Origin of the sequence: Bradyrhizobium barranii subsp. apii, from assembly GCF_011516635.5 — a bacterium.
Lineage (GTDB): Bacteria > Pseudomonadota > Alphaproteobacteria > Rhizobiales > Xanthobacteraceae > Bradyrhizobium > Bradyrhizobium barranii.
Genome location: NZ_CP096255.1, coordinates 941088 through 955543, shown reverse-complemented (window position 1 = coordinate 955543; position 14456 = coordinate 941088). Strand labels below are relative to the sequence as shown.

The window sequence follows — 14456 nt, the reverse complement described above, 5'->3', positions numbered from 1 at the left end:
AGCTACCCCGCCCGCTGCCTCTCATACGCCTTCAGATGCGTATACGCGATGCGCAGCTTCGGCACCGGTACCTTGGCGGCGTCGGCGCGCGCGATGAGGTCGCCGATGACGTGATCGGCCTCGACCGGCAGGCCCGCCTTGATGTCGCGGAACATGGATGCCGTCATCGGCGATCCCTCGGTGGTGAGGTTGCCCTTCACGCGCTCGAAGAACGGGCCGCCCGGCGTGTAGCCCGACGCGGTGGCGATCGCGCTGGTCTCGTCCAGCATGCCGAGCAAAAAGTCCCGGCCGCCGGGGGCCGCGAGGATGTTGCCGACGGAGGTCCGCATCAGGCTGGTGCTTGCGGCGAGCGAAGACAGGAACACCCACTTCTCCCACATGTCCTGCATGATGTTCTGGCTGGCGGCGGCGCCGTTGATACCGCTCTTGAAGGCCTCGTCGATCGCCTTGACCCGGTCCGAGAGCTTGCCGTCGCGCTCGCCGTAACTGAGCGACTGCATCGGCTGGAGCTGCACCACTTCGCGCTTCTCGTTCAGGGTTGCCGCGATGGCGCAGAGGCCGCCGAGCACGCGCTCCTTGCCGAATTTTTCGTCGAGGGTGTCGAGATGCTTCATGCCGTTGAGCATGGGGATGATCGCCGTATCAGGCCCGACGGCGGCCGCGAACGATTTGATGGCGTCGTCGAGGTCGAATGCCTTGCAGCTCAAGAGCACGACGTCAAACTTTTCCTTGAGCGCGTCGGCCTGAACGGTCGGCGGATTCTTCAAGGTCACGTCGCCGTTCGGGCTCTTGATGACGAGGCCGGCGCTCGCGAGCTCGCTGGCGCGGCGCGGCCGGACCAGGAAGGTGACGTCGCGGCCGGCCTGTAACAGCCTGCCACCAAAATAGCCGCCGATGGCGCCGGCGCCGACCACGAGGATACGCATGGGAGAACTCCGTTTTTATTCTTGGCTTTATACTTGGCTTTATTTTTGGCGGATGGCGAACAGGAAGTAGCGAATAGCAGGCGCGATTTCCACTCGCTATTCGCTACGCGCCATTCGCGCGCTTCACTTTCCCGACACCATCTCCTCGACCTCGCGCAGCTGCTCCTTGCCGAAGAACATCTCGTTACCGACGAAGAAGGTGGGCGAGCCGAACGCACCGCGGGCAACGGCGTCCTCGGTGTTCTTGATCAGCTTGCCCTTGACCTCGGGCTCCTGGGCGCGGGTGAACAGTTTTTGGGCGTCCAGGCCGGACGACGCCAGCGCCTTCGCCGCAACTTCCGGATCATCCATCTTCTTCGGCTCGCGCCACATGTGGTGGAAAGCGGCCTCGACATATTTTTCGAACACGCCCTCGGCCTGTGCCGCGATTGCGGTACGCATCAGGTTCAGCGTGTTGACCGGGAAGAACGGATTCATGACATAGGGCTGGACCTTGAAGCGCTTGACGAAGCGCTCGGTCTCGACCGCCTGGAATTCGCGCTTGTTCTTGATGCCGGCGAGCGTCTCGGCCGGCGACTTGTTGTTGGTCGACTTGAAGATGCCGCCGAGCAGGATCGGCACGTACTCGAATTTGACGCCGATGCGCTGCTCGATCGCCGGGATCGCGAGATGACTGAGATAGGCGTTCGGGCTGCCGAAATCGAACAGGAATTGCGGGGCTGTGCGGGTCAAAATCGTTCTCCCTGACCTGGCTTTTAATCTGGCTTTTCATCCATTGTGGCGCAGCGCGCGCCACGGGTCCACCGTTTAATGATGGTCATAATATCTTGATGATCCGGTCAGATCAGACGCCGGATCGCGCGCCTGCGCCACACCGCGAGGTAATAGCCCATCTGCAAAACGAACATGGCGCAGAACACGATCGGATAGGCAGCCCACACACCCTCAAGGCCGATCGTACGGCTCAGGATCACCGCGGCCGGGAGCTCGATCGCGACAATGGCGAAGATCGACAGCAGCATCGGCGCCAAGGCGACGCCGGCCGCGCGCATGGCTCCGGAAAACACGGTAGCCAGGCCGAACGGCACCGAGCTCCACAGCGCGATGTGAAGCAGTCCCGCGGCGAGGTCGAGCACGGCACTGTCGGTGATGAAGAGGCCGAGCACGGTCCGCGGCGCCAGATAGATCAGCCCCACCAGCCCGCCGGTCAGGACGATGTTGAACATGAGGCCGGTGCGCACGATGCCATCGAGCAGCGTCCTGTCGCCGCCGCCGATGGCCTGTGCGCCGAGGATCGAGACCGCGATCGAAATCGACATGGCCGTGAACTGCGTGTAGCCCATCACCTGGTTGACCGCGCCATACGCGGCGGTGGCATCCGATCCAAAGCCGTTGACGAGCCCGAGCAGCACGAGCTCTGCGATCGCCATCACCACCATGCCGACCGCGCTCGGCAGTCCGATGCCGAGGATGTTTCCGAGCACGGCACGATTGAGCCGCAGATGACGCCGCAACGCGGCATCCGGTGCCAGTGCATGCTTCGTCCGCAGCAGATAGGCGGCCAGCGCGAGCAGCGTCAGCGCGTTGGCAATCGCGGCCGCCCAGGCCGGACTGGTGATTCCGGCGGCAGGTATCCCGAACGCGCCGCGGATCAGCATCGGCGTCAGGATCAGTCCGATGGTGGTCGACAAGGCCAGCGCCAGCAGCGGCGTTACGGCGTCACCGACGCCGCGGATCATTGCCGTCATCAGCAGGAAGACGAAGCCGAGCGGCATGGTGAGCAGCATGATGCGCGCATAGGCACTCGCCTGGTCGAGGATGTCCGGAGGCGTCGCGAGCATCGTCATTAGTTGCCGGCTGAAGAAGCCGCCGACCAACGCAACCGAAAGCGAGAGCAGCAGGCCGATCGCGAGCGTCGCGCCGACGACGATCCTGATCCTGCCATGCTCGCCCGCGCCAAAGGCCTGGCCGATCAGCACAGTGGCGCCGGTGCTCAGGCCCATGACGAAGGCGAACAGGAGGAACATCACCGGGAAGAACGCCGACACCGCTGCGAGCGCGTCGACGCCGATCATCTGGCCGAGATAGACGTTGCTGACGGTCCCGAACAGCGATTGCAGCGCGTTGCTCAGCACCAGCGGCGCGAGGAAGCGGAGGAATGTCGTCCAGAGCGGCTTTGGCGCGGACATGGATAGGCCTTTCATCGGGGCGTGCGAAGCCGTTGCCGCGCGATGCGCGCGCGGCTCGGCCGTCGATGGGATGAGAGAATGTGCTGCGCCTAAGCGCGGTCGCTGTAGGCGAGCTTGACGATGTGGTCGCGGACGTCGACCGGCCAGTCGGCGATCAGTCCGGTGAAGCGCCGCCGGTCATCCGCGAACAGGGCGCGCGAAGCTTCCTCGAACTGCGGCAGATTACCCGCCATGGTCGACATGAAGTGATAGGCCGCATCGCGGGCCTGCCGCTCGCGGTCCTTGTCGCCGCTTACGCGTCTTGCCTCGTCGACGAGCTTCCGCAGCGCGACCGAGGCGCCGCCCGGTTGCGCGTTGAGCCATTCCCAGTGCCGCGGCAGCAGCGTCACCTCGCGCGCGACCACGCCGAGCTTCGGCCGGCCGCGCCCGCGCGGCTCGCTCGGTGGCGCGGTCTCCTCGACCGGCGGCGGGACAAGCTTCGCCACCCGCGCCAGCACCTCGCGATCCCCGCCGCGCAGATCGAAGTCGATCGGTCGGCCCGTGCTGTCCTCGAAGATGATGATGGGCTCGTCCGGCGGTGGCACCATCCGCTTGACGACCAGCGCGACCTCTCCCGCTGGCCCGGACGCCAGGCGGCGATGGCCCTGGAAGGCTGTGAAAGTCCGTTGCATTGAAATCATTGCCATATTGATGACGTTGGCCTTTTAATATCCGGGTAAATTGCCAACGTCAATATATCCGGGTGAAATTATCCGTCCGGATGGCTCGACATTGCGTTCCCGGGCTGGCACGAACGGCGCGGCCGACCGACCACGCCTAGCCTGGGGACCTCAACGATGCTGACCGTTCACCACCTCAACAATTCCCGCTCACAGCGGGTGCTGTGGCTGCTCGAGGAGTTGGGCGTGCCCTACGAGATCGTGCGCTATCAGCGCCAGCCGGACATGCGCGCGCCGAAGGAGCTGCGCGCCATCCATCCGCTCGGCAAGTCGCCCGTCATTACCGACAACGGCAACACCATCGCCGAGTCCGGCGCGATCATCGAATATCTCATCGCCACCTACGGCAACGGCCGGCTGATTCCGCCGCCGAACACGCCGGAGCGGCTGCGCTTCACCTATTGGCTGCACTATGCGGAGGGCTCGGCGATGCAGCCGCTGCTGCTCAAGCTGCTGTTCACGCTGATGCCGAAGCGCGCACCCGCGCTGCTTCGCCCGCTGGTGCGCAAGGTCTCGAACCAGGCGCTCACCGCGCTGGTCAATCCGCAGCTCAAGCAGCACATGGATTATTGGGAAGGCGAGCTCAGCAAGAGCGAGTGGTTTGCCGGCAACGAGTTCACCGCCGCCGACATTCAGATGAGCTTCCCGCTCGAAGCCGCGCAAGCGCGTGGCGGGCTCGAGCTCGGCCATCCCAAGGCGATGGCATTCCTGGAGCGCATCCACGCGCGGCCGGCCTACGCCAGAGCGCTGGAAAAGGGGGGGCCGTACCAGGTGGGGCGGTAAATTTCCTCACCGCCCCGGGGTGATAACGCCGGACTAGTCCGCGTGCAGCACGCGCCCGCGCGTCTCCGGCAGCGCGAAGGCGGCAATGAAGAACAGCACGTAAGCCACCACCGCGAACATCGCGATGGCATTCGCGAGCGACGTCGTCGCCGAGAGCGCGCCGACCAGGAACGGAAACAGCGCGCCGATGCCGCGGCCGAAATTGTAGCAGAAGCCCTGGCCGGAGCCGCGGAGCCGCGTCGGATAGAGCTCGGTCAGGAACGCGCCGATCCCTGAGAAATAGCCCGAGGCGAAGAAGCCCAGCGGGAAGCCGAGCACCCACAGGATCTCGTTGGTGAGCGGCAGCTGCGTGTAGAGCAGCACCACGGCCATGGCGCCGATCGAGAAGATCAGGAACAGATTGCGCCTGCCGATGCGATCCGCGAGCCAGGCCCCGACGAGATAGCCGATGAAAGAGCCGATGATCAGCGTCGAGAGATAACCGGTCGAACCGACGATCGACAGGTGCCGCTCCTTGGTCAGGAACTGCGGCACCCAGAAGGTGACGGCGTAGTAGCCGCCTTGGCAGCCGGTCGCCATCAGCGAGGCCAGGATCGTGGTCTTCAGGATCGGGCCGGAGAAGATTTCCCAGAGCACAGGACGATCGCCGCTCGCGGCCTGTTTTGCGCGGGCCTCGGCCGCGATCTCCGGCTCGGTGACGGAGCGGCGGATGTAGAACACCAGCAGCGCCGGCAGTGCGCCGATCACGAACATCCAGCGCCACGCCGTCTCCGGCGGCAAAGCCGAGAACAGGATCGCCTGCGACAGCACGGCGAGACCCCAGCCGACCGCCCAGCCCGACTGCACCGAACCGACTGCGCGTCCGCGATATTGCGGACGGATCGCCTCGCCCATCAGCACGGCGCCCGCCGCCCACTCGCCGCCGAAGCCGAGGCCGAGCACGGCGCGTGCGATCAGCAGCTGGTCGAAATTCTGGACGACCGCGCAGACCAGCGAGAAGAACGAGAACCAGATGATGGTGATCTGGAGCGTCCTGACACGTCCGATATGATCGGAGAGATAGCCGCCGAGCCAGCCGCCGATCGCGGAGGCCAGCAGCGTCACGGTGCCGGCGAGTCCGGCCGAGGCCGCATCGACCTTCCACAGCGCGATGATGGTGCCGATCACCAGCGGATAGATCATGAAGTCCATGCCGTCGAGCGCCCAGCCCGCGGCGCAGGCCCAGAACGTCCGCCGCTCCGGCGCGTTCATGTCGCGGTAGAAGGCGAGAAGGCTGGTGTCTTCGATCTCCGCGCGCTCAATGCGCTGGGTCGGATCGGCTGTGCTCATGTGCGTTCCCCGGCGGTCACTTAAAGCTGCGCGGTGGTAGCACGCACGGCAGCCCGCGCAAGCAGGCGCGCGCTGCCGTGCCATGCAACGGCGAAACTACTGTCCCGCGGCCTCCGCGCCGCGGGTACGCGGATCGGGCGCGCCGAGTGGACCGTTCGGCGTCACCAGAATCGAATTGGCCGAGGTCTGTCCCATCGGCTCGACGATGAGGTGATCCATCGCCTTCAGCTCGAACAGCACATCGCCGGGAAAGCCGCTCTCGACGCGCACCTCGTCCGGCAGCCATTGGTGATGCAGCCGTGGCGCAGCGACGGCGGCGGCCACATCCATCTTGTAGTCGAGCACGTTGACGACGACCTGGAGCACGGTCGAGATGATGCGGCTGCCGCCGGGCGAGCCCGTCACCAGCACCGGCTTGCCGTCCTTGAGCACGATGGTCGGGGACATCGAGGACAACGGCCGCTTGCCGGGTCCGGGCAGATTGGGCTCGAAACCGACGAGGCCGTAGGCGTTGGAAGCGCCGACCGCGGCTGTGAAATCGTCGAGCTCGTTGTTGAGCAGCACGCCGGTTCCGTCGGCAACGAGGCCGACGCCATAGCTGAAATTCAGCGTGGTGGTGTTGCTGACGGCATTGCCGCCGGCGTCGACGACGGAAAAGTGCGTGGTGTTGGTGCCCTCGCGCGGCGCGGGAGGGGCGGAGACGAGCTGCTTCGACGGCGTGGCGCGCTCCGTGGAGATGCCGGCGCGCAGCTTGGCGGCGTAGTCCTTTGCAGTGAGCGTGTCGATCGGCGCATTGACGAAGGCGGGATCGCCGAGATAGCGCGCACGATCCGCATAGGCGCGCTTCATGGCTTCGATCAGCAGATGCAGCGAGGCCGGCGACCCCTGCTTCAGATCGGCCAGCTGAAAGCCCTCGAGGATGTTGAGCGTCTCCACCAGCACCACGCCGCCGGAGGACGGCAGCGGCATCGAGACAATGTCGTAGCCGCGATATGTGCCGCGCACCGGGGCACGGACCACGGCCTGATAGGATTTCAGATCGGCCGGCGTCATGATGCCGCCGGCGTCAGTCACGGCCTTGGCGAGCTTGTCCGCGACCGGTCCCTCATAGAAGCCGCGCGGCCCCTGTGCGGCGACGGCCGACAGCGTTTCGGCGAGATCGCTCTGCACCAGCCTGTCGCCTTCGCCGAGCGGTGTGCCGTCGGGGCGCGAGAAGATCTTGGCCGACGACGGCCAGCGCGCGAGCCGCCGGTGCCAACCCGGCAGCGTGTCGGCAATGTCGTCGGTGACGACAAAACCGTCGCGGGCGAGCCCAATCGCGGGCTCGAGCAGCTGTGCCAGCGTGAACCGGCCCGAGCCGTATTTTTCCAAGGCCAGCACAAGACCTGCGACGGTGCCGGGCACGCCGACGCCGAGCGCCGAATCCCGCGACTTCGCCGCATCGGGCTTGCCGTCAGCGCCGAGGAAGATCTGCGGGGTGGTCGCAGCCGGCGCGGTCTCGCGATAGTCGATCGTGATGTCCTCGTTGCGCTCGGCCGAATGGATCACCATGAATCCGCCGCCGCCAATATTGCCGGCGCGCGGATAAGTCACGGCCATCGCAAAGCCGGTGGCGACCGCGGCATCGACCGCGTTGCCGCCGCGGCGCAGGATGTCGGCGCCGACTTGCGCCGATATCTTTTCCTGCGCCACCACCATGCCGTGCTCGGACGGAACGGCGTGCACCGTGTCGAGCGCGGGTGGGACATAGGCTCGCCGCGCATCCTGTGCGGTGGCAGACGAAAAACCAAACGCCAGAGTGGCAATGAAGGCGAAAAATGTCCGCCGTGTCGGATATGACGACATCATCAAGCTTCCGTCGCGGCCTCAGGCCAGTTCCCACGCGTCGCTTCAATGCTATACGCTTTGCCCCAACAGAGGCAAAACTGTTCGTGATGGGGACTGGAATATGACGACGATCGCCTCGGATGCGCGCTTGGCCGGCGCGCAGCGGACCTATCCGCCGCGCGCCGCCGTTATCAGCTGGATCTTCTTCGATTGGGCCGCGCAGCCTTATTTCACGCTGATCACGACCTTTGTTTTCGCACCCTATTTCGCCACCAGCATTGCGCCAGATGCCGCCACCGGCCAGTCGTTGTGGGGCTTTGCGATGGCGGCCGCAGGCCTCGCGATCGCGCTGATGTCGCCGGTGCTCGGCGCCATTGCCGATGCCTCGGGCCGCAGGAAGCCGTGGATCGCGGGATTCGGCGCACTGCTGGTGCTGGCGGCCTGCACGCTGTGGATCGGCAAGCCCGGCGATCCCGCCATCATTGCGCCGCTGCTCACGGCGGTCGCGCTCGCCAGCGTCGGCGCGGAATTCGCCACCGTCTTCAACAACGCGATGATGCCGACCCTGGTGCCGCCTGAGCGGATCGGCCGGCTCTCCGGCACCGGCTGGGCCACGGGTTACATCGGCGGCATCGTCAGCCTCGTCATCGTGCTCGGCTTCCTCGCCGCCAATCCCGAGACCGGCCGCACGCTGCTCGGCTTCAAGCCGCTGTTCGGGCTCGATCCGGTCAGCCATCAGGGCGATCGCATCGTGGGACCGCTGACCGGGCTGTGGTTCATCATCTTCGTGACACCGTTATTCCTGTTCACGCCGGACTATCCGGCGAAGCACCCGGTGCGCGAGGCGCTGCGCGAGGGATTGTCGGATCTCAAGCAATCGATCAAGGGCCTGCCGCAGCGGAAATCGCTCGCGGCATTCCTGCTCGCCAACATGATCTACACCGACGGCCTGGTGTCGCTGTTCGCGTTCGGCGGCATCTATGCCGCCGGCACCTTCGGCTGGCACACGATCCAGATCGGCACCTTCGGCATCATGCTCGCGATTGCCGGCGCCCTTGGCGCATGGCTTGGCGGCAAGCTCGACGACGGTCTCGGGCCGAAGCGCGTCATCGCCGGCAGCCTGCTTGTTCTGTTGCTGGCGGTGGCGGCGATTCTTCTGGTCGACAAGGACAGCGTCCTGTTCGTCAAGGTTGCGCCGCCTCTTCCGGGCGCGCCCCTGTTCTCGAGCGCGGCCGAGCGCGCTTATCTCGTGTTGGGTTGTCTCATCGGCGCTGCCGGCGGCCCGCTTCAGGCCGCCTCGCGCACTCTGCTGATCCGTCTCGCGCCGAAGGATCGCATCGCGCAGTATTTCGGCCTGTTCGCGCTGACGGGGAAGGTAACGTCCTTCATCGGCCCGCTGCTGATCGGCATGATCACCGCGGTGACGGCGAGCCAGAAGGCCGGCATGGCCGTGCTGGTGGTGTTCTTCGTCGCGGGGCTGGGGTTGTTGATGCGGGTACGGGATTAGTGGCGTCGCCCGGATTTCGCTGCGCTCCATCCGGGCTACGCTCGGGGTGAGTTAGTGCCGGAAGTGCCGCGTGCCCGTGAACACCATGGCGATGCCATGCTCGTCGGCGGCCTTGATCACCTCGTCGTCGCGCATGGAGCCGCCGGGCTGCACCACGGCGGTGGCGCCGGCCTCGATGCAGGCGAGCATGCCGTCGGCGAACGGGAAGAACGCATCCGACGCCACCACCGAGCCCTTGGTGAGCGGCTCTGCGAGCTTGAGCTCATTCGCCGCGTCCTGCGCCTTGCGCGCCGCGATCCGCGCTGAATCCACCCGGCTCATCTGGCCCGCGCCGATGCCGACGGTGGCGAGATCCTTGGCGTAGATGATGGTGTTGGACTTGACGTGCTTTGCCACGCGGAACGCGAATTTCAGATCGCGCATCTCGGCGTCATCAGGCGCACGTTTGGTCACGATCTTGAAGGTCATGTCGTCGACCACCGCGTTGTCGCGGCTTTGCACGAGGAGGCCGCCAGCCACCGTCTTGGCGGTGAGGCCAGGCGCGCGCGGATCGGGCAGGCTGCCGGCGAGCAGCAGGCGGAGGTTCTTGCGCGCGCCGATGATGGCGATCGCCTCCTCGCTGGCATCGGGCGCGATGATCACCTCGGTGAAGATCTTCGTGATCTCGCGCGCGGTGTCGGCGTCGAGCGCGCGGTTCATTGCGATGATGCCGCCGAACGCCGAGGTGGAATCGCAGGCCAGCGCCTTGCGATAGGCGCTGACGAGATCGGAGCCTTCGGCGACGCCGCATGGATTGGCGTGCTTGACGATGACGCAGGCCGCGGTGCGCTTGGCGTCGAACTCGCCGATGCACTCATAGGCCGCATCGGTGTCGTTGATGTTGTTGTAGGAGAGCTCCTTGCCCTGGAGCTGCCGCGCGGTCGAGACGCCCGGCCGCTTGTCGGGCGTCGCATAGAACGCCGCGGTCTGGTGCGGGTTCTCGCCATAGCGCAGCGACTGGATCAGTCTGCCGCCGAAGGCGCGGAAGTCGGGCGCGTCGATTTCGAGCTGGCGGTTGAACCAGTTCGAGATCGCGGCGTCATAAGCTCCGGTGCGCGCATAGGCCTTTGCGGCAAGCCGCCGGCGCAGTTTCAACGTCGTCGATCCGTTGTTGGCGGCGAGCTCGTCGAGCACGGCCTTGTAGTCCTCGGCCTCGACCACGACGGCGACGTCGTCATGGTTCTTCGCCGCGGCGCGGATCATTGCGGGGCCGCCGATGTCGATGTTCTCGATGCAATCCTCGAAGCCCGCGCCTTTGTCGACGGTCGCTTCGAACGGATACAGGTTGACGACCAGGAGATCGATCGGCGCGATGCCGTGCGCCTTCATCGCCTCCGCATGTTCCTTGTTGTCGCGGATCGCGAGCAGGCCGCCATGCACCTTCGGATGCAGCGTCTTGACGCGGCCGTCCATCATCTCGGGGAAGCCGGTGAGGTCGGAAACGTCCTTCACCTTGAGGCCGGCCGCGGCGATCGCCTTGGCGGTGCCGCCGGTCGAGACCAGCTCGACATCGTGCGCGGCAAGCGCCTTTGCGAACTCGATCAGGCCGGTCTTGTCGGAGACGGAGAGAAGAGCACGGGTGACGCGGCGGGGATGGTCAGTCATGAGCAAGATCCTCTGTCTTAAGGAGTGTCTATGCCCAGGCGCGCGGCTTCTATGTCTCGCGCTTCCCGATGGTGCTCCATCCAAGGTCGCCAGTCGCGCGAGCGAGGGCTCGATAGCAGCTTTCGGCCGTTTTCACAACGATGAGATGGGGCCGAATCGTGCGCGTTTACAGCGGAAGTTCCGGCTCGCGCCGGGCGTTGCGGCGGGCATTGGTGACCGCAGGCGATGCAGTGGAGCGGACGAAGCTCCAGCGGATCGACGGCGCCTGCCGCGCATCCTGCCGGATCACGATCTGCGCGGTGCGGCGCGGGCCGTCATTGCCGGCCAGGAACACGCTGTCCTCGAGGTCGACCTTGTCGTCGAGCGCCTCGAAGGTCCAGACGTCGCGGTTCGGCAGCACCAGCATGACGCCACGGGCATCCGACAGCCGGCTCGCCTTCACCGCCGGATGCAGATGGAAGCGCAGCGCGAAATCGGCATCCGCGCCCTTGAAGCGTCCGCCCTGCGGCGGCGACAGCGTGTCCTCGCCGTCGATGCGTGCGCCGTCATTGGCGATCATCAGCACGCGGCGATGGATCGCGCCGAACTTCGCGAGATAGCCGTCATGCGAGGTCGTGAGCAGCGTGCCGTTCTGAACGATTTCGCGATAGCTCTCGACCTCGACGGGGCCGCTGGTGACCGGCGAGCCGTGCAGGAGGCGCTTCATCGCCGACATCTCGACGAACTGGCATGAGGACGTCTCGTGATAGGTCAGCGTCGAATGCGCCGCGGTGCCGCGTGCGAACGGCCGCCAATTGTCGCGGCCCGTGGTCGGCATGCCGCAATTGGTGACGATGCGGCTAATGCCGGAAGACAATTCGAACGACAGGCAGCCGGCATGGGCGTCGTGGCTGACGCCGGCCGGCGGCGGCGGGCCGGTGTCGATGATCAGCGTGGTCTGGCCGGCGTCGAGGCGCTGGAAGCCGGTATGCGGCATGTTCGCCATCGGCGCGCCGTGAGTGTCGTCATAGGCGAGCAGCGTGGCGAGCAGGTCCGAGGGCGTCGCGCTCATGCCGTTGAAGAGCGCGAAATTGCCGTCGCCGTGCCGGAAGAAGCGCAGCATCGGCATCATGCGGTCGATCGCGTTGAGCAGCGCCGGCGGCGGCGCGATGTTGCGCGCGGCAAAGGTCTGCCGCAGCGGCAGCAGGTCGATCAAGAGCTCGATCAGCGCGCCCGGATTGCGGGAGATGTGGCCGCCGTCGGGCAGGATCTGCCGCTGCAACTCGTCCGAGAGCTTTTTCGAGGCACTGCGGATCTGTCGCGCCTGGTTGGCAAGGCACAGCGCCGCGTAGCACAGCGCGATCAGCACCTGGAGCTTCGGCACTCCGTCGGGCATGTTGACCATGGTGTAGCGCAGAAGGCGGATCTCCCGCGCCAGCGCCCGCAGATAGCGGCGGTAGAATTTGTTGTCGGTGTCGTTGAGCACCAGCGGCGCCTGCGACAGCAGCGAGATCACACGCCGCGCCAGCACGTCGGCACGCCGCGCGACGGCGCGGCGCTTGTTGGCGGGGTTGGCGATCCAGTCTTCGACCAGCGCGCGCGCATTGGCCCGCGTCAGCGCGGTGTCGGCGGCGCGCAGATGGCGCAGCCAGCCGAAGCCGAGCAGCGCGACCTCCCAGTCTTCCGACGGCGGTTCGAGATCGAAGATCGAGCGGCCGTGGCAATTGACGATCTTGCCGGCGAAGACGAAGCGGCCGGCATAGATCTCTGCGGCGCGGGTCGCATCCGCGGTGCGCAGGTCATGCGGCGCGATGATCAGCCGGTCGGTACGGCCGGGCCAGACCCGCGACAGCGCAACGGAACCGCCGCTCGCGCGCGCGAGCATGTTCCGCGCGAAGCGGTTCATCACCAGCGTCGAGATACGTCTGCGTTGAGCGACCGACACGCCTTGCCTTGAAGGGGGAGAGGATTAACGACGAATCCTTCTTAATCCCAAAATCGGACGTCTGACACCATCTTGAAGCGTCGCGAATCAGCGCTGGCGCAAAAAACCGGTGCAAAATCAGGATTTAACGAGCCGGGCTGCGTAGAAGCCGTCGAGCCCGCCGAGCTTGGGATCGGCGTTCGGCAGGTGGCTGGGCAGAGTGCGCAGGTCGCCTTCCGTGGTGATGATCTCGCTGAGCCCCGAGACCTCGGAAGCTTCGATCGGCACGCGGCGCAGGCCGCCCTCCGTGGCAAGTAACGCCGCGATCGCCTGCTCGCCCTCTTCGGGTTCCAGCGAACAGGTGCAGTAGACCAGCGTCCCGCCCGGCTTGAGCAGCGAGACGGATTTCTTCAGCAACCGCTGCTGGAGCGCGGTCAGGGCGGCGACGTCGGATTCCTGCCGGAGCCAGGCAACGTCGGGATGGCGCCGGATCGTTCCGGTCGATGTGCAGGGCGCATCGATCAGGATGCCGTCAAAACCTTCGGCAGGGCCGGCCCATTCCACGGCATCGGCGACGACGGTTTCGGCCTGGAGCGACAGCCGCGTCAGATTCTCGCGCAGACGCGCCACCCGGGCGGGTGAGCGGTCGATCGCCGTGACATGCGCGCCGGCCTGGGCCAGTTGCGCGGTCTTGCCGCCCGGGGCGGCGCAGAGATCGGCAATGGACTTGCCTTTGATGTCGCCAAATAGCCGAGCCGGCAACGCAGCGGCGGCATCCTGCACCCACCATTGCCCCTCGGTGAAGCCGGGCAGCATGGTCACGGCGCCGTGCAGCACCGTGCGCACCGATCCGGTCGGCAGTACTTCACCGTGCAGCCGGTTCGCCCATTGCGCGGCGTCCGATTTCACGGTGAGGTCGAGCGAGGGCTCGTGGCCGAGCGCCAGCGCCATGTCTCTTGCGGTCGCCTCGCCGTAATGCGCGCTCCAGCGCGCGAGCAGCCAGGGCGGCAAGTCCAGCGATTGCGTGGCAACTTCATCCACCAGCGCCTTGCCCTCGCGCGCGCAGCGGCGCAGCACGGCATTGACGAGGCCGGCATAACGCGCGGCACGCCGGTCGGATTGAACGAGGCGGACGGAGAGATCGACGGCGGCGTGATCGGGCACGTCCATCCAGAGAATCTGGGCGGCGCCGATCAGGAGTGCGCTCTGCGCGCGCGGCGCTTCGGAGGGAATGCCCTTGTCGAGCAAGCGGGACAGCACATGGCCGAGCGTGCCGAGCCGACGCAGTACGGTCGCGACCAGGCGGCGCATCAGCGCGCGGTCGCGGTCGGCGAGCGTCTTCAATCCGGGATGGGCACCGCTGCCGTCGAGCTGATCGTCAAGCGTGCGGTGCTTGTGCAGCACGCCGTCGACGATGTCAGCGGCGATCCGCCGCGCCGCGAGACCAGGCACTTCGGACGGAGGAGCGAAACGTTGAGATGGCATGCGGCTTAAGGTTCTTGGCGAGCGGCAGTTCCGCCGCAATGGGCGCATGCCTCAAGAGACGTATCTCTGGCATGCGAATATGCCAAATGTAAGAATGGCCTCTCGCGTTTACAGCCCGCCATGACCATCTCAGCAATGCGTTAT

The 14456-nt window shown here is 66.1% G+C and carries 11 protein-coding genes and 1 riboswitch; of the genes, 2 read left to right on the top strand and 9 right to left on the bottom strand.

Translation table 11 applies throughout. The annotated features are described in order from the left end of the window. Positions 1–2 precede the first annotated feature (2 nt). From panE to HAP41_RS04510, 4 genes are all read right to left on the bottom strand, one after another. Positions 3–926, bottom strand: coding sequence for a 2-dehydropantoate 2-reductase (panE, locus tag HAP41_RS04525; RefSeq protein WP_166104984.1), 924 nt, complete (start codon positions 924–926; stop codon positions 3–5). 123 nt (positions 927–1049) lie between these two features. Next, positions 1050–1658, bottom strand: coding sequence for a 2-hydroxychromene-2-carboxylate isomerase (locus HAP41_RS04520; RefSeq protein ID WP_166104988.1), 609 nt, complete (start codon positions 1656–1658; stop codon positions 1050–1052). A 107-nt stretch (positions 1659–1765) separates the two neighbouring features. Then, positions 1766–3115 (bottom strand): MATE family efflux transporter, encoded by a 1350-nt coding sequence (locus HAP41_RS04515; RefSeq protein WP_175618172.1) that lies wholly within the window; start codon positions 3113–3115, stop codon positions 1766–1768. Between the two features lie 89 nt (positions 3116–3204). Next, positions 3205–3786: a DUF2239 family protein gene (locus tag HAP41_RS04510; protein WP_166104994.1), complete on the bottom strand. Its 582-nt coding sequence runs from the start codon at positions 3784–3786 to the stop codon at positions 3205–3207. Between the two features lie 165 nt (positions 3787–3951). Between HAP41_RS04510 and HAP41_RS04505 the strand changes: the two genes are divergently transcribed. Further along, a complete protein-coding gene (locus tag HAP41_RS04505; RefSeq protein ID WP_176400447.1) occupies positions 3952–4617 on the top strand; it encodes a glutathione S-transferase family protein in 666 nt (221 codons plus the stop codon). A gap of 33 nt (positions 4618–4650) precedes the next feature. Here HAP41_RS04505 and HAP41_RS04500 read toward each other — a convergent pair whose 3' ends face one another. Both HAP41_RS04500 and ggt read right to left on the bottom strand, forming a co-directional pair. Beyond that, positions 4651–5946, bottom strand: coding sequence for an MFS transporter (locus tag HAP41_RS04500; protein WP_166105003.1), 1296 nt, complete (start codon positions 5944–5946; stop codon positions 4651–4653). 96 nt (positions 5947–6042) lie between these two features. Continuing rightward, the gene (gene ggt, locus HAP41_RS04495; protein WP_166105008.1) at positions 6043–7794 is read right to left on the bottom strand and encodes a gamma-glutamyltransferase; all 1752 of its coding nucleotides are present in this window, start codon (positions 7792–7794) and stop codon (positions 6043–6045) included. 100 nt (positions 7795–7894) lie between these two features. Here ggt and HAP41_RS04490 point away from each other — a divergent pair, with 100 nt between their 5' ends. Further along, positions 7895–9280: an MFS transporter gene (locus HAP41_RS04490; protein WP_166105012.1), complete on the top strand. Its 1386-nt coding sequence runs from the start codon at positions 7895–7897 to the stop codon at positions 9278–9280. 51 nt (positions 9281–9331) lie between these two features. On the opposite strand, the gene purH is transcribed toward HAP41_RS04490, so the two are convergent. From purH to HAP41_RS04475, 3 genes are all read right to left on the bottom strand, one after another. Then, a complete protein-coding gene (gene purH, locus HAP41_RS04485) occupies positions 9332–10924 on the bottom strand; it encodes a bifunctional phosphoribosylaminoimidazolecarboxamide formyltransferase/IMP cyclohydrolase (RefSeq protein WP_085403038.1) in 1593 nt (530 codons plus the stop codon). 25 nt (positions 10925–10949) lie between these two features. Further along, a riboswitch (ZMP/ZTP riboswitch) is annotated at positions 10950–11031 on the bottom strand. Between the two features lie 59 nt (positions 11032–11090). Continuing rightward, positions 11091–12809 (bottom strand): heparinase II/III family protein, encoded by a 1719-nt coding sequence (locus tag HAP41_RS04480; RefSeq protein WP_166106218.1) that lies wholly within the window; start codon positions 12807–12809, stop codon positions 11091–11093. 156 nt (positions 12810–12965) lie between these two features. Then, the gene (locus tag HAP41_RS04475) at positions 12966–14312 is read right to left on the bottom strand and encodes an RsmB/NOP family class I SAM-dependent RNA methyltransferase (protein WP_135213932.1); all 1347 of its coding nucleotides are present in this window, start codon (positions 14310–14312) and stop codon (positions 12966–12968) included. Between the last annotated feature and the right edge of the window lie 144 nt (positions 14313–14456).

Coding starts and splice junctions, on each gene's coding strand:
- panE (WP_166104984.1), bottom strand. CDS start 926: ATGCGTATCCTCGTGGTCGGCGCCGGCGCCATCGGCGGCTATTTTGGT.
- HAP41_RS04500 (WP_166105003.1), bottom strand. CDS start 5,946: ATGAGCACAGCCGATCCGACCCAGCGCATTGAGCGCGCGGAGATCGAA.
- HAP41_RS04490 (WP_166105012.1), top strand. CDS start 7,895: ATGACGACGATCGCCTCGGATGCGCGCTTGGCCGGCGCGCAGCGGACC.
- HAP41_RS04510 (WP_166104994.1), bottom strand. CDS start 3,786: ATGCAACGGACTTTCACAGCCTTCCAGGGCCATCGCCGCCTGGCGTCC.
- HAP41_RS04475 (WP_135213932.1), bottom strand. CDS start 14,312: ATGCCATCTCAACGTTTCGCTCCTCCGTCCGAAGTGCCTGGTCTCGCG.
- HAP41_RS04480 (WP_166106218.1), bottom strand. CDS start 12,809: ATGAACCGCTTCGCGCGGAACATGCTCGCGCGCGCGAGCGGCGGTTCC.
- HAP41_RS04515 (WP_175618172.1), bottom strand. CDS start 3,115: ATGTCCGCGCCAAAGCCGCTCTGGACGACATTCCTCCGCTTCCTCGCG.
- purH (WP_085403038.1), bottom strand. CDS start 10,924: ATGACTGACCATCCCCGCCGCGTCACCCGTGCTCTTCTCTCCGTCTCC.
- HAP41_RS04505 (WP_176400447.1), top strand. CDS start 3,952: ATGCTGACCGTTCACCACCTCAACAATTCCCGCTCACAGCGGGTGCTG.
- ggt (WP_166105008.1), bottom strand. CDS start 7,794: ATGATGTCGTCATATCCGACACGGCGGACATTTTTCGCCTTCATTGCC.